Source organism: Streptomyces sp. NPDC019443 (assembly GCF_044389785.1).
In the GTDB taxonomy this organism is placed as follows: domain Bacteria; phylum Actinomycetota; class Actinomycetes; order Streptomycetales; family Streptomycetaceae; genus Streptomyces.
In genome coordinates this window covers 493,762-519,577 of record NZ_JBIRYJ010000002.1, presented here as the reverse complement: position 1 = coordinate 519,577, position 25,816 = coordinate 493,762, and the positions used below count along the sequence as shown (strand labels likewise).

The following is a 25,816-nucleotide window of genomic DNA, read 5'->3' as shown; positions in this document are numbered from 1 at the left end:
ATGACCGCATGGACACATTTGGCACTCGGATGCGGCATCGTCGTTGCGGCACTCGTCATCCGCACCGGACTCGGCGAGATCCGCCGCCCGGGCACCGCTCGACAGCAGTGGCGGTTCCTGACCAACACAACGGCCGTGGTGGCGGGGGTTGCGTCCGCCGCTGCCCTCGGCATGGCGGTGGCCGTGAGCGGACTGGGTCCGGGCCATGCCGCATGGGCGCTGCTCGGCGGGATCCTGACCGCTTTCATCGTCGACCGGCTCATGGCGGAATCGTGACTGGGCCCGACGGCGGTGACGGCATGGCCCATCACTGGGAGATCCGCCCCGCACCGACCGGCGAGCGCCGGCAGCACGGCCGCCCGTACCTCGCGTGGAGCCCGCTCCCCATGGTGCTCATCGCCGTTGCCCAGTGGGCTCTCGGATGACCGCGGACGACGGGGCGGACCGGATCGAGGTCCGTATATTTCGCGTCAAGGTCATCGCTGGAATCCCGGCAGTGGACGACGCTGGGATCAGGGACATTCTGAACAGACGAGGAGCCGGCCGTGCGGGCACGAGACTTGGCGGTTGAGTACGAATCGGTGAGCGTCGACAGCGACGCACTGGAGGCGGCCCGGCTGATGGCCGAGCACAGACTCCCCGGCCTCCTGGTGCTCGACGAGCGCGGCGAGCCCAAGGCGATCCTGCCCGCCTCCCAGATGGTCAAGGTCCTCGTGCCCGAGTATGTGGTCGAGGACCCTACCCTGGCCGCGGTTGTCGACGAGAGGCACGCCGACCGGCTGTGCCAGGCACTGGTCGGACGCCGGGTCGGCGACTGTCTGCCCGCCCGGGCAGCCCCGCCGCCGATCGCCGCACCCGACGACACCGCACTGGAGGTGGCCGCGCTCATGGCACGGGTCCGCAGCCCGCTGGTGGCAGTGGCCGAGAGGGCCAAGGACGGCACCCACATGCTCGGCGTGATCACCGCCGCCCACCTGCTGCACGAACTCCTCGGCGCCGTGGGCGGCGACGGCGGTACGAGACAGCCGTGATTGCCGAGGACGGCTCGCGCGGGCTAACTCAGCCCGGATGCCCGCAGGACCGCGCGGCACGTCTCGCCGTCGATCCGCTTACCCAGCCGCTCCAGCGCCGTCATCCCGCACAGCAGGGTTCCGCTCTCGTAGGAGCGATGCGCACCTTGTTCCAGCAGGTGCCAGATCAGCGGGTTGGAAGTCAGCACCCGTGGGTCCAACTGCACCCGCTCGCCGTGCACATCGCGCAGTACCAGACGCGCCGCCACACCGTCGTACAGCCTCACCGAGACCAGGCAGTCGGTCCGCACCTCCCGCATGCGAAGGACACCACGCGACGCAAGCCATCCCTCGCCCCCGGTCACCAGAGGCGGCAGCAGGACGACGAAGAGCAGCACCCCGAGGCCGGCCCACAGGCCAACCCGTGGGAAGGAGAGATTCCCTGTTCCCCAGTCGAGCGCGACCAGCGCCGCGAACAGCAGGCATGCACAGCCCAGCGCATCCCTCAACTCCCGGCCCCAGCACGCGTCGCGAGCAATCTCACCGGAGATTGCTGTCCGGCGCGCGCACCACGATGGCGGACGCCGTCCGATGTGCCGTCCCATGCCGCCCACAGTAGGGACTCCGCTGTCGCATGTCCCTACCCCGCGGCACGTTCGGTGCGCCCCTGTTGACCAGCGCACGCACCCACTAGGATCACGGCAGGTGAGCCGGGAAGTCTGGTCGGCGTGAATTCCTTCTGCTGTGGAGGCTCTGCCGATGCCCTTGACCCTGATCGTGCTCGCCGCCTGGGCCGTGACGTTCCTGGCCCTCAATGTGATCTTGAGCGCGCGCGTATGGCGCATGCGAGACCTTCCCACCTGGCGCCGACGTCTGCCCGCAGTGTTGCTGTGCGCGGCGCTGGCCGCCGGCCTCACCCGGGCCACCGGAATCACTGCGATCGCCGCAGCTGTGGCGTTTCCCCTGAACGTCGCGACTCTTGTGGTCGCGCTCGGCGAGATCCGGCGGCATCGGCGCGCAGCAGAGACCGGAATCCCGAATGTCCGAACTCAGTGAGGACTGCGCAGCCGATACGGAGCCGATGACCGACGTCAGCACCGTGCAGCCCTGGACGCGGACCCCGGGTCTCCGCTCTGAACCGACGGCTGTGCCTGTCAGACGGCGGGGCAGCGTGCCCGTCCGCCGAGGCAGTGGCGTACGACGCCGGCATCCGGTTCAGCGTCTCCGGATCGCCCGTTGCGTGGTTACCGGAAGTGCCGTCTGGGGATTTGTCGTTGATGCGTACGAGCTTGAAGTTAGGCAGTCCCGATCGCGACTCCGCACTCGAGCGTGCGGGCACGCGCGCGCCTTTGACCTTCCCGGATACTTGCCGTCGAGATGCATTTCCTGCTCAGCCGAGGGGGCCGTAGTAGGCAGTCACGCGGAAGCGGCCCAACTTGCCCTGGCTCAGGGTGCACTGTTCGGTCAGTGCGCGTCCTGCGGGCGCCTCGGAGACCGTCGTGATGCGCAGACGAGCGGCCTCGCGCCCGGTCACAACATCTCGGCAGGTGCCCGTGGCCCGGCCGACGGGCCGTGCGGTCCATTCCGTGAGGTCGACTTCACCAGGCCGTTCACCGAGCCGCCCCTCACACGTGAACTGGCCGGCGGCCCTGCGCGCTGTCTCCGACGCGGGCCACCTGGAGGACCTCTGCGTCCGAAACGGCCTCAGACCTGCGGCTCGACTCGGCCGTGACGAGCAGGCCCTCGCCCGCCATCGGCTTGCAGCCGAACGCGAGTTCGGCCTGGAGTGAGGGAGAGTTGCGGGGCGCCGTACACGGGGCCACCCGTGCACTGGAGGCGGAGCCGCAGCGCTTCGTGCGCCGGCGGCTACGAGGCGCTGATTCGCGAGGCCTGAGAAGGGCCCTTGCTGAACGCCGTCGGCCCGCGCAGGCAGACAGCGGCGCGCTGTTGGATGCACGAGATCCGCTCAGTCCTCGGTGGCACACGGCCAGTCAGCTCTGGCCCTTGCCGTGCGGAGCAGCGGCCGGCACAGGGCGGAGGCTGTGAACACCGCGAAGTAAGGGCACTCTTCCCGGCCGCCGGCCAGCCACACAGCCAGGGTCAGTGCCACGGGCCCGTCACTGGGCTGATCGTACGTACGAGTGGCCCTGCCCGGCACGCGCTCCACAGGGCAGATCCGACCGCAGGAGATGCGTAGGCTGGCCGCCGGGTGCGCCGGGAAGCCTGGTCGGCAATAGGAGCCCCCTGCCCTGGAGCGAGCCGATGCCGCACCCCCCGCCAGCGGGCTGGCGATTGCCCTGGCGCAAACTCGCCTTTCTCCACAAGAAGTCGAGCGCCCCGGGACGCATCGTCGTAACGCTCAGGGGCGAGATCAACGCAGAGACTTCGAAGCGGACGCAACGGACACTGCTCGATGCCCTTCGCATGTCCCCGTTGATCCTTGAAGTGGATCTCACCCATGTGACCCACGTGAGCACCGACGGCACGCTCATCTTCTTCGCCGCGGTGGTGGAAGCGCGATCCACGGGGACTCGCCTGGTCGTCACCCACCCGCAGGCCCACGTGCGCTGGGTGCTCCAACGTGTCGGGCTGGGACGTCTGCTGACCCTCTCCTGACACTTCGGAGCCACCCGTTTCCCGAGCAGCGCACGCGCCTACGGGCGGGCCCGAGGACGGGTCCGGCGTTCCGCCGAGGCCCCTTTAGCCGCTGGCCAAGCATGGACGTACCTTGAGCCGGCCGCCCAGGACCCATGAACACTGCCGGATCCCGGCATGGGAACACCCACGAGTGCCCTCTAGCCTGTCCCCGTCCACGAGGAGGCACTCATGAACGGCAACCCGCTCTATCACTGGATCGGCCTCGGCATCGCCACGGCGTTGTTGGTGCCCATGCCGGCCGCCATGCTCCTGGGCTGGGTACCGCCGTGGCAGAAGAAGTACGCAGCAGGAGTCCGGCTACGCGCCTGCGCACTGCTGTGCATATACGGGCTCGCGCTCGCAAACGCGATTCCGCGCCTGGCCCACGCCTCGTACGAGACGGTCATGGCATGCATGAACGTCGGCTTCGCCTTCATCGCGGCTACGGGAGTCCTGTTCTTCCTCGCCGACCGCAAGGACCACCGGGCGGCGAAGGACGGACGGGCCTGAGCAGACCGGACCTTCACAGGCCGTGCGTAATGCCCTTCTGGCTCTAGCTTGCCGGTGCAGCCTTCCCACTCACCGCAATCCCGTGCCAAGGTCTGCACGCCAGGAGTCCGCTTCTCGCTGTCACCGGACTCATGCTGCAGAGTCTCTTCTTCGCGGGCGCAGCTCGTGCAGTCCGTCGGCGTGCAACCGTCACCTGGACGCCCTGGAGCCCCTCAGTGACGCGGGCGACTTCCTGCGCCGGGCCCCGACCGTGTATGTCCCCGTCCCTGGCACGGGGACATGATGCGTCCGGGCTCGCTGATCGCGCCGCTGCGTATGAACCGACACGGCCGGCACACGGCCGTCAAGCCGTCCCTTGTCCCCCTCGGTCGGAGGAGGCGCCGCGAACACAGCGGTGAGGATCATCGCCAGAAGGGCCACGACCACGAGTACGACAGCAGTCACCCATCGCCAGTCGCGCCGTCGGTGCTCGTCATGAACACCGTCACTATCGTCTTCAATGAACTGCTGATTGAGCGCGTCCAGGAGCGAGGCCAATGCGGGGTCGTCCCGGGCAAGGCGTCGCTCGATCTCTGCGAAGATGCGGCGGTCATCCATCGAGGGATTCATACCGATCACCTGGATCGTGAGACACGACGGCGAGAAGACCGGCGTGGAGCCGCTCGGCGGGGAACTCGGGCGTGGGGGCTGCGATGCTCAGTGCGTGCTGCGGGATGGCCGTCGTGCCGTGTGTGGCGTCGGCCAGAATCCCGGCGGCCTCGCTGAACCCTGAACTGCGTCGCCCCGGCGATTGCCCCCAGCCTTCCCCTGTAAAGCGATGACGCGCAGCCCGACCTCGGGCAGATCGTGTCCTTGACCTGCCGCTGGTATCGGCGACGGTGAGCATGGGCACGGTGCAGGACCCCTTCAGTCCCCGAGCGCGACCCCAGGTTGCTGCTCCTGTCAGGAGATCTACCCGCGTCGGTGTTGCGTATCCCTGCCGTGCTCCGCCCCCGTCGGATGCCGTGAGGCGGGCCGCCGGGTGTTCCGGGCAGGCCTGCCTCAAGCAGGATGAACGTAGTCGATCGTCAGGAGCCGAGCGGCTGAGCTCAGCTCCAGTCCGCCGCAGACAGCCGACAGTCGCGCAGTTGCGAGATCTACTCTGTTCTGCGGCAGCCTTGGCGCCGGCGGGGAGAAGAGCAAGGGAGCGATCAAGGTGGCGGGATACGAGCAGGGTGACGAGCTGGCCGAGGTACAGCGTGCGCACTGGCAGACCACCTACAGCGCCCATCTCGGCATGGAGTGCCCACCGCGGGCCCCAGAAGATCGCGCAGGGCAAGCACCACACCCAGGCCCTGCTCTGCCTCGCCCGACGGCGGGCAGATGTCCTCTTCGCCATGCTCCGCGACGGCACCTTCTACGAAATGCGCCCGGCCAGCCCATGACCGCCGTCCCTGTCAGGCGCACCGCGGTGAGGAATCAGGGTCTGCCTCCAGAACAGCCAGCAGCTCCGCGAAGCGCTGGTCCTGCGAGGTCCCCGCGGCCAGCTCGCTCAGCGCATAAGCCGTGGTCTTGAAGCCGTCTCCGTGATGGAACTCCGCACCCCACGCACCAAGCCGCACGGAAGCCACCTCATCCAGGAGAAGGCGGTGGGTCCCCCATGGGTTGACCGCCACGATGCCGTCGGAGCCGACCTCAAGCCGGACCCTGAGAATCGCCCACCAGAAGAACAACGCAACGCCGACGGCCAGCCCCGTCCACAGTCCGGCCGACCGTGCCGTCTCCGCTGCCGGAGACGAAGCCCACCCGCCCCAGCCAATGACCGCCCTCACCCCTACGACAGCGGGAATCACATAGGCCGCCACGAGAGCCGGCCCCTCCACCCGCCACACCGACACCGAGTCCCCACCCTGGTCATCCATGCCCGCATTGTGAGCCACACAGCTTGACCAAACACATAGGGGCCGCCGCAATGATCACACGACGTCCGGTCTTCGCCGCGTCTACGCGAAGGTCGCAGGTCCCGCGCTGGAGAAGGCGGACACCACGGAACATCGCAAGCGCCTGGTGGCGGGCCTGTCCGGCGAGATCGTCGAGATCGGCGCCGGCAACGGCCTGAACCTCCCTCACTATCCGCCCGAAGTGAAACGCCTCGTGTCCGTGGAACCGGAACCCGGATTGCGCGCACTGGCCGAGCGCGCCGCCCGCAGCGCACCGGCGCACTGCACGTGGCCCTCACCACCGCCGAGGCCCACGGGTAGCTGGCCTCCGCCACCGCCGCCGACGTACTGGCCCCGCTCGCCTATGGCGTGAACCTGCGCTCTCGCGCCGGAGCCGATGCGCACACCCTGGAGAAGGCGGTGTCCGCGACCCTCGCGTCAATCGGCCGGCAACCAACCGTCTGACCCGGCAGGGGCGGCATCGGTCCTGCTGCCGCCGGGCCGTCCCGCCCTCCGGAGTGTTTCAGCGGCGGCGGTAGGGTCCGGACCTGAGCCGGGCCGTGTCCATACGGACGGCTTCCGTCGGCAGCCGGGTGCAGGCTTACAAGAAGGTCCGCACCTCCATTGGCAAGGACCTGCGCGACCTCGAGCGCAAGCTGCTGGAGCCACCGTCATGACCGCCGGTCCACACCGCGGCGGTCCAAGCACTTTAGGGAGCGAGGTCTGTCATGGCATTCGACGAAGGACTGGCTGAACGAATCCGCGATCGCCTGAGCACGGATCCGGCGATCACCGAGAAGCACATGTTCGGCGGCCTGGCATTCCTCCATCAGGGCAACATGGCCGTAGGCGTCATCGGGGACGAACTCATGGTCCGCGTCGGACCCGACGGCACCGACATCGCGCTGGCCCGGCCCGGTGCGCGCGTCTTCGACTTCACCGGCCGCCCGATGCGCGGCTGGGTCGTCGTCGCCGCATCCGTACTCGCCGAGGACACCGAGCTCGACGCCTGGATCGACGAAGGCCACACCTTCGCGGCCGGCCTGCCGCCCAAGTAGGCCGACCGCGAGGGTTCCGGGGACGCTGTCCCGATGCCAACGGCAGAGTTCGCGGTGTCAGGTGAGGGGCTGCTGGACGGCCGGGGTGTCCTCGGCCGTACGGGAATCACCCCGGCGGGCCTTGGCCAGCCGGTGGAGTGCCAGGGCGGTCAGGAGCAGCAGGGCGAGTACGGCGGCGATCACGGGGACGCCGATGCGGTCCAGGCTCTCCGCGATCCAACGCTGGACGCTGCCTGCGGCGTCGATCACGGGGTCGGTGATCTCGCCGCCGCGGAGCACCCGGATCTCGTACCAGCCGTAGTACGCCACGTACGCGCCGACCAGGAGCAGCAGGCCGCCGCCGAGGCGGGAGGCGACCGCGCCGAGGCGGCGGAGGTGGCCCACTTTGGTGGTGCGGGTCAGTGCCACGGACAGGGCGGCGGCGCCGACGATCACGCCCATGCCGGCCGCGTACGCGCCGAACAGCACCACCCCTTCGAGCGTCGATCCGCTGCGGAACGCGGAGACCACGATGGCGAGGAACGGGGCGATGGTGCAGCCCAGCGAGGCGATCGCGTACGCGGCGCCGAACAGCGCCATCGAGGGCAGGGAGCGGGTGACGGCGGGGGCGCGGCGGAGCTTGGGCAGTAGCGCGGGCAGCGCGCGGCCGGCCAGCAGCCAGCCGCCGACGGCAGCCAGCAGCAGCCCGAAGGCGACGGTGAACCAGGGCAGATGCTGCTGCACCTGTCCCGCGACCGGTGCGACGGCCAGTCCGAAGAGGGCGAAGACGGCTGCGAATCCGGTCGTCATGGCGGCAGTTGCGGCCAGGGCGCGGCCGACGGCTGCGGCCCGGGTGGGCGAGTCGTCGCCCAGAACGAGCAGTGAGAGGTAGGCGGGCAGCAGGGCGAAGCCGCACGGGTTCACCGCGGCGAGCATCCCGGCGGACAGGGCGAGGGCGAGCGGAAGGTCGGACATGGGCCGGTCAGCCGACGAGCTTGCTGACCTTGTCGGCAAGCCCCTTACCGGCGGGCAGGTTTCCGGTGAAGACGGTCTTGCCGTCCTTGTCGAGCAGGACGTAGATGCTCTGCTCGGTGATCTCGAACTTCTTCCAGATGTCCCCGGGTTCGTCGGACAGGTTCGGGAAGCCGCCGACGTTCGTGGAGGCGACGAAGTCCTTCATGGCCGTCGGCTTGTCCAGCCCGGCCACCCCGACGACGTTGGCCTTCCCCGCGAATTCCTTGGCGACCTTCGCGGTCTCCGGCCCCTGGGCCTTGCACTTGGGGCACCACGGGGCCCAGAACCACAGCACGGTGGGCTTGCCCGCCAGCGACGCGCCGTCGAACTGCTTCCCGTCGATGGTCGTGCCGGTGAACCGCAGCGCCTCGGGGACCCCCGCCGCAGTGGCGGAACCGCTGTCCGCCGTGGCGGGGGCGCTGGCTGTCGTGGAGCTGTCCGTTCCTGCGGCATCGCTGGCGGTGGCGCCGTTCTCTGAGCCGCAGCCGGTCAGGGTGAGCGTGGCTGCGGCCAGGAGGGCCGGGAGGAACGAGCGGGCACGCATGTGGACTCCTGGTGTTCGGGATCGGCTCTGAATGTAGATCGCCGACCCGGCGGAGGGGACGGCCGGATCCTTACGGTTCGGTGACGTCAGCCGGCCTGGTCCTTGAGCCGCTCGGGGTCCAGGACGGTGATGCGGCCCCGGGCGAGGTGAATCAGACCTTGGCCGGCGTAGTCGCGCAGGACCTTGGTGCAGGTCTCGCGGGAGGTGCCGGCGAGGGCCGCGATCTGCTGATGGGTCAGGGCGACCTGCGGGGCGCGGGCGCCGAGCAGCCGGGGCCGGGTCTCGGCGGCGAGGGTCAGCAGGGTGGTGGCGATCCGTTGCGGTACGGACTTGAAGACGCTGTCGGACAGGCGCTGTTCGAGGTCGGTGAGGCGGCGGCCGAGGATCTCGGTGATGCGGGCGGAGATCCGGGCGTCGGCGAGCAGGAAGCGGTGGACGTCGGCGCGGCTCATGACGCATACGGTGACGTCGTCAAGGGCTTCGGCGAAGTTGTCGTACATGCGCTGACCGAGGAGCACCATCTCGCCGAAGATGGTGCCAGGAGTGATGATGGCGCAGGTCAGGGCGCGGCCGTCGGCGGAGACGCGGAAGATGCGGACTCTGCCCTTCTTCAGGATGAACAGCACCTCGGACGGCTGTGAGGGGGAGTAGAGCAGTTCACCCGCGCTGTAGGTCTTCATCGGGGCCGCGGCGGCGATGGCGTCCATTTCCCGCTCGCTGAGGTCGCGGAAGATGTCGACCTCGGACATGCACCACGTCCTCTCGGCGTCCTCACGGGCGTGGGTCATGTGGTGTATCTCCTCGCGTCGTCCCGGTGCCCAGGGCGGGGGCGCGGCCCCCCACGGCGGGCTGGCCAGCGCACCCGTGCTGTCGGCGAGACAGTAGCCGTCCCGGGTGCTGCGATGCTGCGCAGCACCCCGGAGCGGTGCGCCGGGGCCGGGTGTTGACGCCGGGGGTATGCGGGTCATCCTCCGGACCGGCTCGTCCGGTTGCCGCCCATCTGGGCTATGGCGGCGAAGGCCCCTCCGGCGAGGAGCCCGAACACCAGGTGGGCGCCGAGGCTGGAGCTGGTGACGTCGTTCCATCCGAAGACGGGCATGCCCATGTTGGCGGGCATGATCCACAGCGCGCCGATGAACCACCAGGCGGCGCCGTAGACCAGGCCGAGAACGACGGCGGGCGCGAGGCGCTGGGCGAACTGGCCGAGCAGGGCGCCGAAGGTGATGCCTGCGAAGAGTGCGATGGACAGGTGGATCAGCCAGCCCGCCAAGGCGTTGGTCGAGCCGAGGAGGCCGGCGACCATCGTGATCATCGCAGTGTCCGGCATCGGTGTGGACACCGACATCCAGATGCCCATGCCGATGCCGCCGATCAGACCGGCCGCGGCACCCCAGGCGGCGTGGACCGGGATGGCGGCGGTCCTGGGGGATACCTGCACTGTGCTGGCCATGGTGAGCGTCCTCTCGATAATGCGGCTGTCTCGTTTCTCCGCCGCTGACGCTAGGACCAGTGGCGGGGGCAGGTATGTGAGCGCGCTTACCTACCGGGTGGTAGTCCCGATCGGCTGCTACTGGCCCTTTGCTGCGATGAGCAGGGCGTATCCCAGAGCGCCATCGGCAGCGGCTGTGCGGGCTGCGCCGAGCACGTCCTCGGCGGCGTCGAGATCGACGCCGGCGGCGGTGAGTCTGTCCGGGGCTGTCATACGCAGCAGGCTCAGACGGGCCTCGATCTGGTCGATCATGCGCAGCATCGCCTGGTCGTGGCGTTCCGTCGTGACGGTGCGCAGGCCGGCACCGGACAGGATGCGCGCGTACTCCTGGAGCGGCTGGGCGTCGGCGACGCAGGCGATCCGGGCACCCAGGGTGGTGAGTTCGAGCGGAAGCCGGTCGGGGCGGGCGGTGACATCAGTGATGCCGAGCCGGCCGCCCGGGCGCAGGACGCGGGCGAACTCCGCGGCGGCCTTCGCCTTGTCGGGGAAGGTGCACAGCGCGCACTCGCACACCACCGCATCGAAGACGCCGTCCGGGTACGGCAGTCGTTCGGCGTCTCCGGTCGTGAAGCGCGCTCGTGCGGTCAGCCCCGCGGCCTGGGCGGCTCCTTGCGCGAGGGCGGTGTTGGCGGCGGAGTAGTCCACGCCGTCGACCCGCGCCTGGTATCTGTCGGCGAGGAGCAGGGCGGTGGTGCCCCGGCCGGAGGCGACATCGAGCACCCGCTCACCCGGGCCGAGGGTGAGGGCGTCGGCGAGGCGGCGGGTCAGAGCGGTGCCGCCGGGGTGGTAGGAGTCGCCCAGCAGCAGGGCGACGACGTCGGAGGAGTACGCGGCGGCACAGCACGCCTTCATCTCCTCACCGGCGGGCGGCTGTGTCATGGGGTGGGCTCCTGTCCAGTCGCGGCCCGTGCGGTCTTGGATCCGTACGGAGTCGTGGCGAGGCGGTCGGCGAGGGGCAGGGCGTTGGGGACGACCTGGTCGACCGGGACGCCGGACATCTGGGCACGGACCTGTTCGCGGTAGCCGACGGAGTTGTACGCGCAGAACGGGATGAGCCGCCCGTCAGGGGTGATCTCCTCGACGCAGCACTTCATCAGCTGCTTGACGTTGAGCGTGTAGGGGTCCTGGAAGTCCTGGACGACGATCATGAACGCCTTGTCATTGAGGTCCTTCACCGCCTGCGGGAGGTCGATGCCGCAGGCTCCCCCGTAGCCTTCGGCACGGGAGGTACCCCCAGCGCAGTCCAGGGCCTCGGCGGTGGCGCGCAGGTTCTCTTCGGTCGTCTCCGTGCCCATGAAGGCGGAGGCGGACCAGAGTTTCTCCAGGGCCTCGCGGATGCCGGCGTCGGGCATGACGCGGTTGGTGATGTAGTCGAGGTAGTCCTCGACCTGCAGCAGACGTGGGATGGGCACGACGGTTCGGTTGCCTGTCTCGCCGTCGACCAGGAGGTAGGTGATGGAGCGGCAGGTGGGGAAGCAGCAGGGGACGGGGAAGAAGTCGCCCTTCTGGAACCATTGCGGGCGCTGGGCGTTGATGAGCCGGATGACGTCGGGGTTGGTGAGCCGGTTCAGCGGGTCGAACTCCACATGGCGCCCGGAGTGGGTGACGGGCTGGAAGGCCACGGAGCGCACGGCGGGGTGGTCGATGCCGAACTCGATGATGTCGCCGAGTTCGTGCTCGTTCAGGCCGCGCTCGACGGCGGCGACGAGGGTGACGGTCAGCCCGGCTTTGGCGCAGTTGTCCAGGGCCCGTTGCTTGAACGTACGCAGGTCCCGGCCCCGGATCTCGCGGTGGGTGCGCTCGTCGAAGCCGTCGAACTGGAGATAGATGTTCACCGACCTGCCCGGCACCTGGTTGCGCTTGCCGAGTTCGGCGACGAACCGCTGGTCCGAGGCGAGTCGGATGCCGTTGGTGTTGAGATTGACGTTCTTGATGGGGCGCTGCTGGGCGAGGTCGATGAAGTCGAGGATGTGCTTGTGGATGGTGGGCTCGCCGCCGGAGAACATCACCACTTCCGCCTCGCCCTCGGACGCGACGAACGCGTCCAGCATCTGCTCGCACTGGGCGTGGGTGATGGAGTAGCCGTCGGGTTGGTGGCCGGAGTCGGCGAAGCAGATCGGGCAGTCCAGGTTGCAGCCGGTGTTGACCTCGATGATCCCCAGGCAGGCGTGCTGCTTGTGCTCCGGACACAGCCCGCAGTCGCTCGGACAGCCGTCCTTCACCTCGGTCTGGAAGACTAACGGAATCGTGCCCGGCTTGTTGAACCGCGCCGACGACACGTACTCCTGGGCATCGCCGTAGACAAGAGCCTCGAACTCACCGTGCTCGCGGCAGCGTTTCCGTAGGAACACCTTGTTCTCGCGAATGTTGACCTGTGCGTCGACGGGCGTCTTGCACATCGGGCAGATCGACTTGGTGAACTCCACGAACACCTCGTCCCTGTCCCGTTTCCGTGGCGCGCCTTCATTCCCCACCGCGCCGGGTGCCTGTGCTGTCTCGTCCACCGTCATCGCCTCTCCGATTCCGTGACATCGCATGAGCTGTTTCCACCAGAGGCGTCGCCCTCCGAGGCAGGAATGGTCCGGCGCGTGCAGTGCGCAGCAGCAGCGCGGCATACAGGAGGGTCAGCCCGTCCTGGACCAGCACGAACCACCTTCCCCTGGCGAACGCCTGCACAGCGAGCGTGCTCCAGATGAGTGACACGCCCGTGTGCACCCATACAGGGGTGATCGCCTTCGAGCGCGGGCGGGCCAGGAACCACACCCGGCACACCAGCTCGCCCATGATCCACACCACGCACCGGCGCGGCCGCGACTGTGTTCTTACCGGCCCGTATGCGGCGAGGATGCCCGGCATCTCCCCGAACGAGGCGAGCTGGCCGACAGCCATCACCGTGTACACCGCCCAGCACCAATCGCAGCACCATGGCCAGGACGCTACGCCCGGAACGAGCCGAGAACTGTAAGGCCGCTCACCGAACAGGCACCGCCCGTAAAGGAGGCTCGAACCGTCGGCTGTGTTGCGTGACGACGCAGGTCAGCAAACAGCCCTGCGCCTGACCACGCGTAAACTACACGCGTACCCGCGGGGAGGCGTCATGCGCCACATAATGCGAATCGGACCATTCCATATCGGATTCGGTCGCCGTCCGGTGCCCCCGATAGACGGCTCGCTGAGCCGCGAGCGTTTCGCTATCGACATCGCAGAGGGCTTGATGGGCGTCGGGGTCCCGTTCAGGCGCGGCTGCAGCGCCCTCGGGTTCCGCGTGGTGGTCACCGACACGGAAACCGGGCGCCGCCAGTACGTCTCCGAGAACTACACCCACGACCTCGCGTACGCCGACGGCGAGAAATATGTCAGCAAACTGATCGCCGGCACGAAGCGAGTGAAGTAGAGCCATTACTCGGCACGGCCGGGCGCGGCCCCGAGCAGAGGCAGCGCGAGCAGCCTCGGACCGTCCTGCCTCGGACGCGCACGGTCCACGACCCAACGTCCGGCCACCAGTTGCCCCCAGCGTTGCCCAAGCGCCCACACGTCGGTACCCAGCTCCCCCTCGTACTCCAGCCGCGTGCCCGACTCGTACTCGCTGAGCCGGAACGACTCGACGACGGCGGGCACCGGTCCGCGGACGAGGCGGAAGTCGATCCGGCCGGGACGGGTGAACCGCACCGACTCCACCGTCGTCGCCGTCAGCCACCCACCCGCCACCGGGGTGAAGTGGGCGGCGAGGACCATGTCACTGCCGCGCTCCAGCACCCGCACTTCTCCCGCATCGCTCGGGTGGTCCGACCGAGATACGGCTGGTCGATCACATCGAAAACCACCTCCCGCTGCGCCGCGATGTCGACAGTCTGCGGGCCACAACGGGCGGATCCGCCGGCCGACACCCACGTCCAGCGGCATCGCCCCGGTGACCAGCCCCAGATACCCGGCAACCGCGCCACCGCCCGTAACCGCCACGACCGCCAGCCGACTGATCCACGCCAGGTCTGGCCCTCTCTCCCTTTGCGCCATCCGCACAACGACGCTGCGGCCCACCCCCTCACGGATCGGTGAGCGCGCTCACCTTCAGGCAACGCCTCGGCCGCCTACCGTGAGCGCAACGCACTGACCGTGGAAGAAAGAGCTGGCCGACGTGTCCGTATCCGATCTCGCCGACAGCCGTGCCGCCACCGACGCTCTGCTGGGGATGCTCAGACAGGGCCATTGGACCCCGCACGCCGTCGCCCGGTTCATTTGGCGGGCCGCGGACCGGTCACTGCGGCAGGCAACCCGCCGCCCCCGGGCGCTGGTACAGCTCACCGTGCTGCACGGCCTGATGCTCGCTGTCTCCCGTGACCGACGGCCGGGAAGGCGATGGGTGGCAACCAGCTGGACCCTCAGCGTCCTGCACATGGGTCTGCTGGAGCACCGTGAGCGGCTAGCGGCCGCCGACGCACTCACCTTGATCCGCGCGAACCTCCCGGCCCTGCCCGGGAGCGCGAGCCGATGGTCCGGGGTACTGGCAATCGCCCTGGACCTGGCCGACGGCCGACTGGCCCGGAGGCAGGGCACCGTGTCCCCCTTCGGCGACTACGCCGACACCTTCGCCGACGCCGCCTACTGGACCTGGCTCACCCTGCGCCACGAACCCAGCCGCACGGTACGGGCAGCGGCGATCACCGCATGGGCGCTGCCTGTCGTCACGGTCACCGCCATCGGTATCCGCCGCGGCACCATGCCTGAGCGGCCCCGTCCCACGCTGTTGCGCCCGGCCGCCGCGATGCAGTGTGTCGTCGCACTGCGCCACCTGGTGCGCTGAGATGCCCCCCACCTCAGCGAAGCCCACGGATACGCGAAGTCACAGTTTCGCTCGGCGCGCAGCTCGGCCGCCGAGCCTGAGGAAGTCCCGCTCGGCGTCCGTCGGCGCCAAGGAGGCGGCGCGCTTGTAGGCGGCCGCGGCCTCGCTGTTCCGGCCCAGTCGTTGAAGCAGATCAGCTCGCGTGGCGTGGAACGGGTGGTAGTTGTCCAGGTCCAGCTCGTCCACCAGGGCCAGCGCGGCGGCGGGGCCGTGCACCTCGCCGACGGCGATGGCGTGGTTGAGGGCCACGACGGGCGTGGGGGCGATGGCGAGCAACTGGTCGTACAGGGCGAGGATCTGTGACCAGTCGGTCTGCTCGAATGTCGCGGCGTCCGCATGTACGGCGTTGATGGCGGCCTGGAGCTGAGACGGACCGGGGTGGTCGCGGCGAAGGCACCGGCGGACGATCGCCTGGCCCTCCTCGATCAGGGCCCGATCCCATCGGCTGCGGTCCTGCTCGCCGAGCAGCACCAGGGAGCCGTCTGCCCGCATGCGCGAGGCGCGACGGGATTCGGTCAGGAGCAACAGCGCCAGCAGGCCGTCCACCTCCGGCTCGTCGGGCATGAGCGTCGCCAGGATCCGTGCCAGCCGGATCGCCTCCGAGCACAGACCCCGTTCGGCCGTGCCCGTCAGCCCCGCGTTGTAGACGAGGTAGACCACGGCCAGCACAGGGGGAAGGCGATCGGGCAGCTCGTGATCCTCCGGCACGCGGTAGGGGATCCGGGCGGCCTTGATCTTGTGCTTGGCACGCACCAGACGCTGCGCCATCGTCGCTTCGGCCACCAGGAAGGATCGCGCGACCTCCACGGTCGACAGGCCGCCGAGCAGTCGAAGGGTGAGAGCCACCTGCGCTTCCGTGGAGAGTGCCGGGTGGCAGCAGGTGAAGATGAGGCGAAGCCGGTCGTCCCGCACGGGCCCTGCCTCCTCGGACATGCCGCAACCGTCATAGCCGGGCGAGACCGCCGCTGCCTCGCCGAGCAGTTCCCTTTCACGCGACTCGTGGCGCAGCCGGTCGATGGCACGCCTGCGGGCGGTCGTGGTGATCCAGCCGCCCGGGTTGGGCGGCAGGCCGCGGTCCGGCCAGATGCGCAGGGCGACGGCGAACGCCTCCTGCACCGCATCCTCGGCGACGTCGATATCGCCGAAGACGCGGATCAGAGCAGCGACCGATCGGCCGGATTCCTCGCGGAAGATCCGGCCGACCGCGGCCTCGTCGATGACCGGCAAGGTCAGTCTCCCGGCTACGCAGCGAAGCCCGCGAAGGGACGGACACTGAAGTCAGCAGCGCTCAGGGTGGTGACGTCGGCCGGTCGGGTCTGGCGTCACAGCCCCGCCCGACATCCTCGAAACACCGAGTCCCGAAGCTCACCGCTGCGGACTGTCTGTGGACAGGAATGCCGGGCATCGGCCAGGTCGGTTTGCGACATGGCGAAGGCCCCCGGACAGATCCAGGGGCCTCACGTAACAGATCCTCGATACGGCGATTGGCGACCTCCTGGCGGCCGTCGAGGCACTTGGCGTACCAACTGAGCAACACCTCAACGCTGTTGCCCGCGCGCTCCGCAACCTCGGTCGGGTCCACGCCTGCGTTGAGCCACGTGGAGAGCGCGGAGTGCCGCAGGTCGTACGGACGCTTGGCCAGCGGCGAAGCCACCACGGCCGGCGAGAGAGCCAACGTCCGGGCTTCCTGCCAGGCCCGGTAGTACGTGGATGAGGCGACCACTCCCCCGCCTTCGCTGAAGAACAGCCGTCCATCAGCGGCCGTGCCGAAGGTCTCCAGGTGTTCGCGAAGCAGCAACACGAGCTGAGGCGGAAACGGGACGCGCCGTACGTCCTCGGCCGGACGGTTCTTCAGCCCGCGGTCGTCGTGACTCTCCCCGGAGTCGGTCCACCGCTTGCCGACGCTGGGACGGGTGCGGTGCAGGAGGACGGACCCCCACCCCGAATCCTGCAACGTGAGATCGGCTTCGGTCAGCCCCACCGCCTCAGCAGGGCGGAAACCTCCGAAGTACATGCAGGCAAAAAGGCCGACCAGACGTCGACCACGGGCCCGCCGGAAGCCGCCGACGTACGAGACGGCGTGCAGCAAAGATCGAGCCTGTTGAGGGTTTGCAACGACGCGCGGATCTACCTCGCTGGACACCTTGGGCTTCTGCCAGCGCACCGTGGAGAGGGGATTCTCTTGAAATTCCCCAAGATCGACGGCGTAATGCATGGCATTGACCAGGGTTCGGCGCTTACGTCGCACCGTTTCAGCAGCGGCAGCCGCTCCGTCCAACCGGAGTTTGAGAGAGTCCAGGACGGCGCGACCGGTCAACAGATGGTGCAGGTCGGTCTTGTGCGTTGCTCTTGGCGTACGGGTACAGCCAGGGCGGAGACCAGCAGTGCTCCGCACTGACTACGGTGTGAAGACCTGCTCCAGGCGGTGGATAGCGCCGTCCTCGCCGGTCTCATATCTGAACACCAGGCCGGAGTCGGGGTGCGCATTGATCCAGTCGATCAGCTCCTGCACGCCGATCCGCTGGTTCTCACTGCTGTCGGTGACGGGGTTGGTGGCGGTGACATACGCGGCCTGGTCGAGAGCCCAGCGGCTGTGCTCGCCTGTGACGACGAAGGGCGCGCCGTCAGTGTCCTTCCCCGGGCATCCCCAGGCACCGTGCTCAATGACCAGGTTCACCTTCCCGGTGCTGCCGTCGAGTTCCTCAACTCGGTAGACGGCGATCTCGTCGGGGTCGACCTGGTCCGGGCTCGGCGGCTCGCTGGCACAGTCAGCGGCGGGTGCGCTGGTCGCGGCTGATCCGGTGTGCTTGGCGTCGGGCTTGCCAGCGGGCGTGCCGCTACCGCCCGCGCCGGGCGACGAGGGGGCCGTGGCGGCCACGCTCGGCATCGCGTCGGGCTCCCCGGCAGTCGTGCTTGGCGACGGAGTGGCCTTAGCTCCCGCGCTCGGCGCCGCGTCCGCCCCGGCGGCAGACCCGTCCTCCCTGCACCCGGTGAGTACAGCGGTCAGCGCGACGGCCGCGAGCGCGAGGACAACGGGTCTGAGGCGATTGGCATTCATGTGGACGTCCCCCTGTTCACAGGCGGCCCAATCGGCCGCTCCCCGAAGCGGGACCGTAGCAACGGCCTCGTCGCACCGCAGCACTGGAACTCCTGGTGTCACAGAGCCGGGACAAGGCCGTCACGGGGCACGGACGGTGTGACGTGATGGCTCCAGACGCGACGAAGTGGAGACCCGTCATCAGTCTGCGGTCTGTTCGTGGACGCGAAGAAGCAAGAGGATCACCATTCAGGCCTGTGACCAGCGCGAACGCCTGGGACTCAAGGGGCCTCCGGAGCCGTGTGCGCGGGTTCGAATCCTGCCGGGGGCACTCGCCAGTCAGTCAGCAAGAATCAAGCTCTGACCAGGGCGGATGCCGACATGAGAGAGCGGGAGTCAGTCTCACTGACTCCCGCTCTTTCTCGTTGCCTCTCACTGTTCGCGACACACGTCCGACACACCACCCGTCGCCCGGATCAGGGCGCCTCCACGTACCACCGTGACGGTGGCGGAGGACCCGCTACCGATCACAGGCCCGCGCTCTTAAGGGACGGCCGGAGATGCGGGCCGATGGCTCTGAATGCTCATTGCCCGCTGCGGAACTTGTCGAGCTCCTTCGCAAAGGCCTTCGTCTCCGCGATCAGCCGGTCGCGTGCGTTCTCCTGCGTCTTGCCGCCCTGGTCCTTGAATGCCCCGCTGAAATGTGGCTTGAGTTGGGTCCACCAGCCGAAGTCCAGCATCGCCCATGCCTGCGGACACAACGGGGCGCGGGTTTTCGGCAGGTAACCGGCACCGACCAGGGGCCCGCGGAACCTCTTCGGGTCGCTCCCCTCGAGGTAGCAAAGGAAGTTGAAGACCCGTTGCTGGGTGACGGGGTGATCGCTCGAGAGCCCCTCCAGCGTCAGCTTGCCCTCCTCGCGGGCGATCTCGTCGAAAAGGATTGCGGCTGCCAGCGACGGCTCCGGTCCAACCTCGTTGACGGTGTAGAACGACGCGAACCCGTCGGCGGCGTCCTCCTCGAGGCCGAGGTTCGGAAGCAGAAGCTGACGCTGCAGAGCATGGCCCATCTCGTGGCCCATGATGAACTGGGTCGACAGCGCGGTCAGGTCGTCGGCGTTGAACCCGGCCTCGGGGAACAGGGCGGGACGCTTGACGGTCTTGACCACCTTGCTGAGGACCCCTTCGATCTGAGTCAGGAACGGTGGGGGCACAAAGATCGTCCTGCCGTCGGGCTGGGTGACCGCATCCGTAACCCCCGGTGGGACCTTGTCGGTGACTTTCACCACCAGGTCATGCGGGAGGGCGACCGACTTGTTCACCCAGTCGGCGACCTGCTCGAGCACGCGGGACTTCCGGATCACCTCTACGGCCTGCCGGTCCTTAGGCTTGATCGCGTTGTCCTGGTAGACGACCGTGACCTTGCCGTTCGCGTCAGCCTTGTTGCCGTCACCGCCACACGAGGCGACTGCGAAGCCGGCGACGAGCAGCGCCCCCGCGAAAGCAGTCCTGGACATGGCCGAGTACCCACCACTGCTCAGCACCCTAGTCAGCTCTTTCCTTGGTCAGGGCGTTGGGGCGGGCGGTCGCACTTTCGTGGTCTCCGGAGCCACTTCCCGATGCCGGAGGAGGGACTCGAACGTAACGAGCCGAGAACGGCGAGCGGTATCGCAGGTTCGATCGTGCCGACGGCCGGATGCCGGAGGCAGGACTCGAACCTGACACGCGGATTATGATCGACGGACCCTGCGTCCGCAATGATCCGTTTGCGGCGGTTTTCGTCCCGTGTGCGCTGGCCACCCACGCTCGATGCCACACGTCAGCGGGTCCGCTTCGTGCCGTACGCGACGGAGCTTGCCCAGAGCTGCCACAGCGTCAGGACAGGGACTGTGTCGAGTCTCAGGTGATGGTTGACGATTCCCCGTCGGGTGATGCTTGACGTCTGTCCTTCACGCACCGGGCGCGCCGACAGGCCGTTCGCGGAACTTCGAGGGGCCGGGAGGCGTTGGCACGACGCCGGGCGGAAAGCGCGCGGACGACCGGAACGACACGGGTAGAAGCCGAGGTGGCACGAGTGGCGATGTGGGATCGGATCAAGGACCAGGCGAAGAATCTGCAGCAGCAGTCGCCGGGGACGCGGGGCTCTGGCGGACACGGGCGGCCGGGTGCGGGGTCCGCTGGCGGATCGCGGGCTCAGCTGGTGAACACGCTCAAGTCCCAGCTCACCTCCCTCAAGGCGGAGCTGAAGAGTGGCGCCTACCGGGACGCCAGCATGGCGATGTGCGCCCTGGTCGCGGCCGCCGACGGGCATGTCGACCCCGCCGAGCGGCAGCATGTGGAGTCGCTGATCCTGAACAACGACGTCCTGCAGAACTTCCCCTCCGACCAGCTGCGGCAGCGGTTCAACAAGCACGTCGACCAGCTGGCGTTCAACTTCCAGCAGGGCAAGGCGGAGGCCATGCAGGAAATCGCCAAGGCGGCGAAGAAGCCGACGGAGGCCAGGGCGGTCGTGCAGACCGGCTTCGTCGTCGCCGGTGCGGACGGATTCGTCGCGTCGGCCGAAGAGCAGGTCCTGCGAGAGGCATGCTCTGTGCTCGGCCTGTCCCCGCAGGAGTTCGGCATCTGACCATCTGCCCACCGCACCGCCTGTCGCCGTCGGCCGGCGGAGTCCAGGAGTGCGCCGACTGCCTTGAGACCCCATACCGGGCTGCGACCTGAGTGACCGGACCTCCTGCGGCCACCTCCCTGACCGCGTGCTACCGCTGCTCGGTGATCACGCACGACCCCAAACCGGGCAGGACACCGGCCAGAGCCACTCCACCGACCTCACGTGCTCAGCCTGCGGTACGGCGGCGGGCTGTATGCGCTTCGATCAGCCGAACGGCCATCTCATGCCCGGACTGGAACGCGAGGTGGTACGGGGTGAGTCCATCCCTTGAGGGCTGCTGCGGGTCCGCCCCATATGCAAGCAGGACAGCAGTACCCGCAGCTTCCAACGGTTGACCGGTCTGGGCAGAACCATCCGCCTCACCGTCGATGGCCCTGAGCAGGGGAGTCCAGCCGCTGTAGCTGTCGAACTCATTCGGGTCGTGGCCGACGTCCAGGAGGCGAGTCAGCTCCGCGAGGTCGTCAGTCTCCACTGCGAGATGGACGGGTGACATTTCGTATCGGTCTACGAGTTCGGTCATGCCGTCGATCCAAGCAGGATGCACGAGCGCGGGCGCCGCACTTTTAGCCCGTGCCCCCCACGTGCCCGCCAAGCCGGGAAACAACGGGAAACAACGGTCGTACGCGGGGCTCTGAGATGGCAAATCGTCCGGCCCCGACCAGCGGCAAGATCGGGCGTAAGCGGTCCGCTGTGCCGGCACAGTGAGGGGTCAGTGACAGCGTGACGCATCTCAGCTACGACCGACGAGACTCCGCTGAGCGTGGACGAACTGCGCTCGCGCTTCAACTACTGCGGAAGTCTGGCTGGATTGTGAGGAGCGTTCGAGCCGAATTGTCGTTCACCGCAATCCTGCATGCGCCTCCGGCGGCGGATGTGACCCCCGGCCCACTTCACTGGCCCACCCTTCCGTCGATGCACTCGCGCAACAGATCGGCGTGCCCGCAGTGACGGGCATACTCCTCGATCCTGTGCACCATCAGCTCCCGGACTGCGATCCCGTCCTTCCCCAGACGCTCGCTCAGATCCGGGTGCTCGGCCAGCGCGGCGTCGGTCGCGGCCTGCTCGCGCGCCAGAGCGGAGTACGCAGCGTCGACCTCGGCCTGCTCGGCGACAGCTCCGTCGAAGTCCGCGTCACTCTCGCCGTACAGCTTCGGCAGCGGATCACCGTCGCTGATCCAGTTGCGCCAGTCCCGTTCCACCTCGGCGAGGTGCCGAATCAGGCCGAGCAGCGACATCGTCGACGGCGAAACCGACCGACGGGCCAGTTGCTCCGCGTCCAGGCCCTCGCACTTCATCCGCAGGGTCATGCGGTAGTTCGTCAGGAAGTCCTGCAGCGTCGCAAGCTCGCCGTCCGGAGTGACTCCTTCGCTGTTGCGGGGGTCGTCGTCCGGGTCAGCCCACATGTCGGGGTAGATGCTTGCCCGGCTCCATCGTGCGGGTTGGTCACTCATGCGTTCCATGTTCGTCCGTGAGGGCCCAAGCTCGCTAGTCAGTTTCTTGGTCCAGACGAACGGGTGTGCGCGGTCGTTCCAGCCGTCGATGAACGCGCGGATCTTGGAGCTGAGGTCGCGGACGGACCGGAAGGTGCCGCGGTGGATGGCTTGACGCACGATCAGGGAGAACCAGACCTCGATCAGGTTCATCCACGACGCGTGGGTCGGTGTGAAGTGCACGACGACCCGCGGGTTGTCGCCCAGCCACTTCTTCACGTTCGGGTGCTTGTGGGCGGGCGCAGTTGTCCATCACCCGGTGCAGACCGCCTTCGGGGTAGGCGCGGGTGACCTGCTTGAGGAAGGCGAGGAACTCTTGGTGCCGGTGCCGGGGGCTTGCAGGCCCCGGTGACCTGGCCGGTGGCGATATCCAGAGCGCGCGAACAGGGTCGAGGTGCCGTGCCGGACGTAGTTGTGGGTGCGGCGCTCGGCCGGCCCGGGCTGCAGCGGCAGGATCGGCGGGGTCCGGTCCAACGCCTGGATCTGGGACTTCTCATCCACGCACAGCACGATCGCGTTCTCCGCTGGGTTCAGGTAGCGCGCCCGACCACGTCGGTGACCTTCCCGACCAGCTCCGGGTCGGCGGAGAACCGGAAGCTCTCGGCCCGCCACGGCTGGACCGGTACTCCCGCCACGCCTTGGCCACGGTCGCATCCGAGATGCCCACTCGACCGGGTCAACCGGGACAGCTCCCCCGATCTCCCTCACGCAGGATCAATGCCGGGGCCGCCGCGTGCCCTTGGTCTCGCGGGCCGTTGATTCCTTTCTACCCCAGTCCAGTGCCCAGTTCGGATTGACGGCGTACGGACGGCCAACCGACTCCAGCATCGGCACATCGGTGAAGGAGTCGCTGTACGCGTAGCAGCGCTCCAGGTCCACCCCCTCGGACTCGGCTGGCTCCCTGACACGGCCTCTGCCTTGGTGGGCCGTATGCGTAGTACTCCACTTCGCCCGTGAATCGGGAGTCCTCGCCGACCTCCGTACGAGTGGCGACGACCCGGTCGGCGCCGAGAAGCCGCCCGATCGGCTCGGATTTGCGGCCCGCGGTGTGGTGCTCCTCGGTAAGTGGGACGGCCTTGTCGTAGATGATCGGGTCGATGTGGTCGTGCAGGGTCTCGGCGACGATCTCCTCGGCCTGCTGGACGTTCGAGCCCTTGCAGGGCGCGGACAGGTAGGCCCGCATCCGCTCCATCTGGTCGTGGTCGGTACGCCCGCGAGGAAGACGAACCGTGCGTACGCCGTGCGCAGCACAGCTCTGCAGTTGACCAGGCCGCCTTGGTAGAACGACTTGCTGAAAGTCAGCGTGCTGGACTTCGTAATGACCGTCTTGTCCAGATCAAAGAAGGCGTCGATCTTCAAAGGAAAGCGGTTTTCCACGAGCCGAGCATAGGCGCCCACCATTCGGCGTAAGCTGGGGCGCGTGGGTTTGCCTGAGAAGGCTCTCGGGTACACCATGGAAGCCACCGGGTCACCCGGATGGCCTAGGCCGCATGAATGGAAAATGGCGGCCCCCTGCTGTAACAGGAGGCCGCCTGGAGTGGCTTATCGCAGATCCCAAGAAGGGAGAGCCTTCTCCATGTCCCATTCTACGGCGGATGGCCACGAAAGCCCATCCGAACCGTCGCAAGTCCAGCCACCTCGGCTAACTCGGCACCGGAATCTGCTGGTCAGCAGCGTGTTGGCAGTGGCCGGAGTTCTCTGTGCACTCGTGTTCGCGGGGGTTCTTGGTGCAGAACAGACGTCGGCCGCAGCTGCGATTGCAGGGGTTGGAACGGCGGCGGTATTGGCGATCTGTAATTGGCAGAGCCGTGGTGGCGATGCCGATCGAAATTGAGAATCGCTTCAGCGAAATTGACGCGTGTCGCTTTTGTGGGATGTAAGCGAGTTCCCGGATCGACGCCTATTGGTGTCGGTCCGGGGGCTTTGATTGCGTTCTCCCTGACTGCGACTTCCCTTGGTTCTGGGCCGTGTTTTAGATGATCAATTTTGCCCAGTTCTTTTCCGTGAACAGCCGGTCGCGCGCTTGGGATTCCCGAGCCCATCGCTCGATGATGAGACAGCCCCGTAGGCCGGGATCGGCAGTCCCGTCGACTACGACTTCCAGGTCAGCGTGGCGCAGTGGCCCAGAGGTGAGTCGGCACTGGGCCGGGCTTGACCAGCCTTGCGAGTTGGCCAACGGCGTCTTGAGGTGGGCCCACGCTAGTGCGACAGGTAGTAGACGTGCGGCCGGTCGCGGGCTGCGACTGGCCGCCTCATCCGCAGGCTGCGGTGGGCGCGCCTCGCCAAGATCCGCGAGACCCGTAAGGGCCGGAGACCTCCCGTTCCGTCGCATCCTCAGCGCACATGTCGACAGCCTCGAACGGCACTTGCTCTCGCCTGGCCCGTTCATCGGCTGACAGACCGCACCGGATGATTCCGCTGCGTTCGAAGCCGCGCTGGGTGGCCCGCTTGCGCCCCTTTTCGACCTTGGCGATTCGATCCTTGACTATGCCGTTGCTTGCGAGATCTTCCGATAGTTCCGTACTGCTGTCGATCAGTGCCCTGACGAGCTGTGGAACCTTCAGGCCGTTAACATCCTCAAGCTGGACCGACGCCAGTACTGCCTCTGCGAGGTCTGCATTGGCAAGATTCGCATTCCTCAGGTCTGCTCCCTTCAGGCTTGCTTTGCGGAGCACCGCGCCTTGCATCTGAGCACCCCTCATAACTGCGTCGCTGAGATCAGCACCGGCTAGATCCACTTGGTCCATCTGCGCCAGACAGAGGTCAGAGCCCTGCAGGTTGATACCGGCGAGGCGGGCCCGCTGCAGGTTGGCTCGTCGCAGGGAGGAGGCTGTTAGGTCGATGCTCTCGGTTCCTTCTGCATAGTCTCGTCGCGCTATCACCGTCAAGGCGGCTTGGACGTCCACGGTGATGTCCGGGGGTTCCATCCATGGGTCCTCTGGCTTCGCGGGCTCCCCCTTGTCCTTTTCCTCGGGGCGCGGCGGGTTGCGGATGAAGGCGGAGAGTACTTCGAGGACGGTTCGGCGGTCCTTAACGCTGTCTCGCATGATGCGTTCCAGTGAGTAAATGCCGCCCAGCCTCTGGGTGATGTTGTCGGAACTGAGGATCTTGATCGCTTCGACGTATCGATTTGTTACTTGGGCTTCGAGGGTCAACTCCGCTTGCTCTCGGTCCCTGGTTTGGGTGTGCCTGAACTGTTCCTGCGCGTGCTCGAACTGCTGTTGCGCCAGGCTGAACTGGTCTTGACTCTGGGCGAACTGCTTGCGAGCCAGGCGGTGGTTCTTGCCGGTGTAGTAGAGGCCGAGTGCTCCGATGGCGCCTGCGGCGAGGGCGACGAGCATGGTTCGAAAGCCGGTGACGATGATGCCGGCACTGGGGGCGAGCCTGTTGTCGCGGACGTGGTGGCCTTCGAAGTACCAGGGGCCCCAGACGAGGGCAGCGAGGAGGAGGGCTCCGGCCGCAGCACCAGTTACTCCCCAGACGAGTTTGCGCTTCGTCGTTGGCGTCATGGCGGGATGATGTCCTGGCGCGATGTGCGACATGCAGTGAAGTGGGTTGTTTAGAGCGGGATTTGAGGTTGAGGTGTCGGGATATCTGGTGAAGGGCTGCCGCCAGTGGTTGCGG

At 67.8% G+C, this 25,816-nt stretch carries 29 protein-coding genes and 3 pseudogenes; 12 read left to right on the top strand and 20 right to left on the bottom strand.

What is annotated here, in order from left to right; translation table 11 throughout:
* From ACH492_RS08630 to ACH492_RS08620, 3 genes are all read left to right on the top strand, one after another.
* On the top strand, positions 1-276 hold the full coding sequence (locus tag ACH492_RS08630) for a hypothetical protein (protein ID WP_398984202.1): 276 nt from the start codon (positions 1-3) through the stop codon (positions 274-276).
* Complete coding sequence (locus ACH492_RS08625; protein WP_398984200.1) at positions 273-425, top strand: hypothetical protein; 153 nt, start codon at positions 273-275, stop codon at positions 423-425. Before ACH492_RS08630 ends, ACH492_RS08625 begins: the two co-directional genes overlap by 4 nt.
* A gap of 120 nt (positions 426-545) precedes the next feature.
* Positions 546-1,031, top strand: coding sequence for a CBS domain-containing protein (locus ACH492_RS08620; RefSeq protein WP_398984198.1), 486 nt, complete (start codon positions 546-548; stop codon positions 1,029-1,031).
* A 23-nt stretch (positions 1,032-1,054) separates the two neighbouring features.
* On the opposite strand, the gene ACH492_RS08615 is transcribed toward ACH492_RS08620, so the two are convergent.
* Positions 1,055-1,615: a hypothetical protein gene (locus ACH492_RS08615; protein WP_398984196.1), complete on the bottom strand. Its 561-nt coding sequence runs from the start codon at positions 1,613-1,615 to the stop codon at positions 1,055-1,057.
* Between the two features lie 160 nt (positions 1,616-1,775).
* Here ACH492_RS08615 and ACH492_RS08610 point away from each other — a divergent pair, with 160 nt between their 5' ends.
* Complete coding sequence (locus ACH492_RS08610; protein WP_398984194.1) at positions 1,776-2,066, top strand: hypothetical protein; 291 nt, start codon at positions 1,776-1,778, stop codon at positions 2,064-2,066.
* Positions 2,067-2,400: 334 nt separating this feature from the next.
* On the opposite strand, the gene ACH492_RS08605 is transcribed toward ACH492_RS08610, so the two are convergent.
* The gene (locus ACH492_RS08605) at positions 2,401-2,544 is read right to left on the bottom strand and encodes a hypothetical protein (protein ID WP_398984193.1); all 144 of its coding nucleotides are present in this window, start codon (positions 2,542-2,544) and stop codon (positions 2,401-2,403) included.
* 728 nt (positions 2,545-3,272) lie between these two features.
* Here ACH492_RS08605 and ACH492_RS08600 point away from each other — a divergent pair.
* Both ACH492_RS08600 and ACH492_RS08595 read left to right on the top strand, forming a co-directional pair.
* Positions 3,273-3,626, top strand: a complete 354-nt coding sequence (locus tag ACH492_RS08600) for an STAS domain-containing protein (RefSeq protein WP_398984191.1) — start codon at positions 3,273-3,275, stop codon at positions 3,624-3,626.
* A gap of 210 nt (positions 3,627-3,836) precedes the next feature.
* Positions 3,837-4,157: a hypothetical protein gene (locus ACH492_RS08595; RefSeq protein WP_398984189.1), complete on the top strand. Its 321-nt coding sequence runs from the start codon at positions 3,837-3,839 to the stop codon at positions 4,155-4,157.
* A gap of 189 nt (positions 4,158-4,346) precedes the next feature.
* On the opposite strand, the gene ACH492_RS08590 is transcribed toward ACH492_RS08595, so the two are convergent.
* Entirely contained in the window at positions 4,347-4,754 is a 408-nt protein-coding gene (locus tag ACH492_RS08590) for a DUF3040 domain-containing protein (RefSeq protein WP_398984187.1), read from the bottom strand.
* A 641-nt stretch (positions 4,755-5,395) separates the two neighbouring features.
* Here ACH492_RS08590 and ACH492_RS08585 point away from each other — a divergent pair.
* Positions 5,396-5,581, top strand: a complete 186-nt coding sequence (locus tag ACH492_RS08585; protein WP_398984842.1) for a hypothetical protein — start codon at positions 5,396-5,398, stop codon at positions 5,579-5,581.
* Positions 5,582-5,593: 12 nt separating this feature from the next.
* On the opposite strand, the gene ACH492_RS08580 is transcribed toward ACH492_RS08585, so the two are convergent.
* A complete protein-coding gene (locus ACH492_RS08580) occupies positions 5,594-6,058 on the bottom strand; it encodes a hypothetical protein (RefSeq protein WP_398984185.1) in 465 nt (154 codons plus the stop codon).
* A 746-nt stretch (positions 6,059-6,804) separates the two neighbouring features.
* Here ACH492_RS08580 and ACH492_RS08575 point away from each other — a divergent pair.
* Entirely contained in the window at positions 6,805-7,134 is a 330-nt protein-coding gene (locus ACH492_RS08575) for a TfoX/Sxy family protein (RefSeq protein ID WP_398984183.1), read from the top strand.
* A gap of 57 nt (positions 7,135-7,191) precedes the next feature.
* On the opposite strand, the gene ACH492_RS08570 is transcribed toward ACH492_RS08575, so the two are convergent.
* The 6 genes from ACH492_RS08570 to ACH492_RS08545 all read right to left on the bottom strand — a co-directional run bounded on the left by ACH492_RS08570 (position 7,192) and on the right by ACH492_RS08545 (position 12,664).
* Positions 7,192-8,088, bottom strand: coding sequence for a cytochrome c biogenesis CcdA family protein (locus ACH492_RS08570; protein ID WP_398984181.1), 897 nt, complete (start codon positions 8,086-8,088; stop codon positions 7,192-7,194).
* 7 nt (positions 8,089-8,095) lie between these two features.
* A complete protein-coding gene (locus ACH492_RS08565; RefSeq protein WP_398984179.1) occupies positions 8,096-8,671 on the bottom strand; it encodes a redoxin domain-containing protein in 576 nt (191 codons plus the stop codon).
* Between the two features lie 86 nt (positions 8,672-8,757).
* The gene (locus ACH492_RS08560) at positions 8,758-9,459 is read right to left on the bottom strand and encodes a Crp/Fnr family transcriptional regulator (RefSeq protein ID WP_398984177.1); all 702 of its coding nucleotides are present in this window, start codon (positions 9,457-9,459) and stop codon (positions 8,758-8,760) included.
* Between the two features lie 176 nt (positions 9,460-9,635).
* Positions 9,636-10,121 (bottom strand): hypothetical protein, encoded by a 486-nt coding sequence (locus ACH492_RS08555; RefSeq protein WP_398984175.1) that lies wholly within the window; start codon positions 10,119-10,121, stop codon positions 9,636-9,638.
* A 117-nt stretch (positions 10,122-10,238) separates the two neighbouring features.
* Positions 10,239-11,039 carry a class I SAM-dependent methyltransferase gene (locus ACH492_RS08550; protein WP_398984172.1) on the bottom strand — a complete coding sequence of 267 codons (801 nt, stop codon included), beginning with the start codon at positions 11,037-11,039 and terminating at the stop codon, positions 10,239-10,241.
* On the bottom strand, positions 11,036-12,664 hold the full coding sequence (locus ACH492_RS08545; RefSeq protein WP_398984170.1) for a radical SAM protein: 1,629 nt from the start codon (positions 12,662-12,664) through the stop codon (positions 11,036-11,038). Before ACH492_RS08545 ends, ACH492_RS08550 begins: the two co-directional genes overlap by 4 nt.
* 188 nt (positions 12,665-12,852) lie before the next feature.
* Here ACH492_RS08545 and ACH492_RS08540 point away from each other — a divergent pair, with 188 nt between their 5' ends.
* A complete protein-coding gene (locus ACH492_RS08540) occupies positions 12,853-13,125 on the top strand; it encodes a hypothetical protein (protein WP_398984168.1) in 273 nt (90 codons plus the stop codon).
* 132 nt (positions 13,126-13,257) lie between these two features.
* Positions 13,258-13,554, top strand: a complete 297-nt coding sequence (locus tag ACH492_RS08535; protein WP_398984166.1) for a hypothetical protein — start codon at positions 13,258-13,260, stop codon at positions 13,552-13,554.
* Positions 13,555-13,559: 5 nt separating this feature from the next.
* On the opposite strand, the gene ACH492_RS08530 is transcribed toward ACH492_RS08535, so the two are convergent.
* Entirely contained in the window at positions 13,560-13,916 is a 357-nt protein-coding gene (locus tag ACH492_RS08530; RefSeq protein WP_398984164.1) for a hypothetical protein, read from the bottom strand.
* 379 nt (positions 13,917-14,295) lie between these two features.
* Between ACH492_RS08530 and ACH492_RS08525 the strand changes: the two genes are divergently transcribed.
* Positions 14,296-14,961, top strand: coding sequence for a CDP-alcohol phosphatidyltransferase family protein (locus ACH492_RS08525; RefSeq protein ID WP_398984162.1), 666 nt, complete (start codon positions 14,296-14,298; stop codon positions 14,959-14,961).
* A 39-nt stretch (positions 14,962-15,000) separates the two neighbouring features.
* On the opposite strand, the gene ACH492_RS08520 is transcribed toward ACH492_RS08525, so the two are convergent.
* From ACH492_RS08520 to ACH492_RS08505, 4 genes and pseudogenes are all read right to left on the bottom strand, one after another.
* Positions 15,001-16,227 (bottom strand): RNA polymerase sigma factor, encoded by a 1,227-nt coding sequence (locus tag ACH492_RS08520; protein WP_398984160.1) that lies wholly within the window; start codon positions 16,225-16,227, stop codon positions 15,001-15,003.
* 229 nt (positions 16,228-16,456) lie between these two features.
* Positions 16,457-17,314 (bottom strand): annotated as a pseudogene (locus ACH492_RS08515) (tyrosine-type recombinase/integrase); the annotation flags it as partial.
* A gap of 84 nt (positions 17,315-17,398) precedes the next feature.
* Positions 17,399-18,058 carry a hypothetical protein gene (locus ACH492_RS08510; protein ID WP_398984158.1) on the bottom strand — a complete coding sequence of 220 codons (660 nt, stop codon included), beginning with the start codon at positions 18,056-18,058 and terminating at the stop codon, positions 17,399-17,401.
* 563 nt (positions 18,059-18,621) lie between these two features.
* A complete protein-coding gene (locus ACH492_RS08505) occupies positions 18,622-19,551 on the bottom strand; it encodes a DUF4344 domain-containing metallopeptidase (RefSeq protein ID WP_398984156.1) in 930 nt (309 codons plus the stop codon).
* Positions 19,552-20,108: 557 nt separating this feature from the next.
* On the opposite strand from ACH492_RS08505, the gene ACH492_RS08500 reads away from it, so the two are divergent.
* Positions 20,109-20,660, top strand: a complete 552-nt coding sequence (locus tag ACH492_RS08500) for a tellurite resistance TerB family protein (protein ID WP_398984154.1) — start codon at positions 20,109-20,111, stop codon at positions 20,658-20,660.
* Between the two features lie 208 nt (positions 20,661-20,868).
* Here the strand turns inward: ACH492_RS08500 and ACH492_RS08495 are convergent, their stop codons facing one another.
* From ACH492_RS08495 to ACH492_RS08475, 5 genes and pseudogenes are all read right to left on the bottom strand, one after another.
* A complete protein-coding gene (locus ACH492_RS08495; protein ID WP_398984152.1) occupies positions 20,869-21,222 on the bottom strand; it encodes an ankyrin repeat domain-containing protein in 354 nt (117 codons plus the stop codon).
* Positions 21,223-21,592: 370 nt separating this feature from the next.
* Positions 21,593-22,162, bottom strand: a complete 570-nt coding sequence (locus tag ACH492_RS08490; RefSeq protein WP_398984812.1) for a DinB family protein — start codon at positions 22,160-22,162, stop codon at positions 21,593-21,595.
* 36 nt (positions 22,163-22,198) lie between these two features.
* A pseudogene (locus tag ACH492_RS08485) lies at positions 22,199-22,859 on the bottom strand (IS630 family transposase); the annotation flags it as partial.
* A gap of 77 nt (positions 22,860-22,936) precedes the next feature.
* Positions 22,937-23,593: pseudogene (locus ACH492_RS08480) on the bottom strand (HAD-IB family hydrolase); the annotation flags it as partial.
* 851 nt (positions 23,594-24,444) lie between these two features.
* Positions 24,445-25,734 (bottom strand): pentapeptide repeat-containing protein, encoded by a 1,290-nt coding sequence (locus ACH492_RS08475; RefSeq protein WP_398984151.1) that lies wholly within the window; start codon positions 25,732-25,734, stop codon positions 24,445-24,447.
* Positions 25,735-25,816 lie beyond the last annotated feature (82 nt).

Coding starts and splice junctions, on each gene's coding strand:
- ACH492_RS08615 (WP_398984196.1), bottom strand. CDS start 1,615: ATGGGACGGCACATCGGACGGCGTCCGCCATCGTGGTGCGCGCGCCGG.
- ACH492_RS08630 (WP_398984202.1), top strand. CDS start 1: ATGACCGCATGGACACATTTGGCACTCGGATGCGGCATCGTCGTTGCG.
- ACH492_RS08570 (WP_398984181.1), bottom strand. CDS start 8,088: ATGTCCGACCTTCCGCTCGCCCTCGCCCTGTCCGCCGGGATGCTCGCC.
- ACH492_RS08595 (WP_398984189.1), top strand. CDS start 3,837: ATGAACGGCAACCCGCTCTATCACTGGATCGGCCTCGGCATCGCCACG.
- ACH492_RS08540 (WP_398984168.1), top strand. CDS start 12,853: ATGAGTGACACGCCCGTGTGCACCCATACAGGGGTGATCGCCTTCGAG.
- ACH492_RS08600 (WP_398984191.1), top strand. CDS start 3,273: ATGCCGCACCCCCCGCCAGCGGGCTGGCGATTGCCCTGGCGCAAACTC.
- ACH492_RS08590 (WP_398984187.1), bottom strand. CDS start 4,754: ATGGATGACCGCCGCATCTTCGCAGAGATCGAGCGACGCCTTGCCCGG.
- ACH492_RS08495 (WP_398984152.1), bottom strand. CDS start 21,222: ATGACCGAACTCGTAGACCGATACGAAATGTCACCCGTCCATCTCGCA.
- ACH492_RS08550 (WP_398984172.1), bottom strand. CDS start 11,039: ATGACACAGCCGCCCGCCGGTGAGGAGATGAAGGCGTGCTGTGCCGCC.
- ACH492_RS08580 (WP_398984185.1), bottom strand. CDS start 6,058: ATGGATGACCAGGGTGGGGACTCGGTGTCGGTGTGGCGGGTGGAGGGG.
- ACH492_RS08535 (WP_398984166.1), top strand. CDS start 13,258: ATGCGCCACATAATGCGAATCGGACCATTCCATATCGGATTCGGTCGC.
- ACH492_RS08555 (WP_398984175.1), bottom strand. CDS start 10,121: ATGGCCAGCACAGTGCAGGTATCCCCCAGGACCGCCGCCATCCCGGTC.
- ACH492_RS08490 (WP_398984812.1), bottom strand. CDS start 22,162: ATGGAACGCATGAGTGACCAACCCGCACGATGGAGCCGGGCAAGCATC.
- ACH492_RS08560 (WP_398984177.1), bottom strand. CDS start 9,459: ATGACCCACGCCCGTGAGGACGCCGAGAGGACGTGGTGCATGTCCGAG.
- ACH492_RS08565 (WP_398984179.1), bottom strand. CDS start 8,671: ATGCGTGCCCGCTCGTTCCTCCCGGCCCTCCTGGCCGCAGCCACGCTC.
- ACH492_RS08575 (WP_398984183.1), top strand. CDS start 6,805: ATGGCATTCGACGAAGGACTGGCTGAACGAATCCGCGATCGCCTGAGC.
- ACH492_RS08475 (WP_398984151.1), bottom strand. CDS start 25,734: ATGTCGCACATCGCGCCAGGACATCATCCCGCCATGACGCCAACGACG.
- ACH492_RS08505 (WP_398984156.1), bottom strand. CDS start 19,551: ATGTCCAGGACTGCTTTCGCGGGGGCGCTGCTCGTCGCCGGCTTCGCA.
- ACH492_RS08510 (WP_398984158.1), bottom strand. CDS start 18,058: ATGAATGCCAATCGCCTCAGACCCGTTGTCCTCGCGCTCGCGGCCGTC.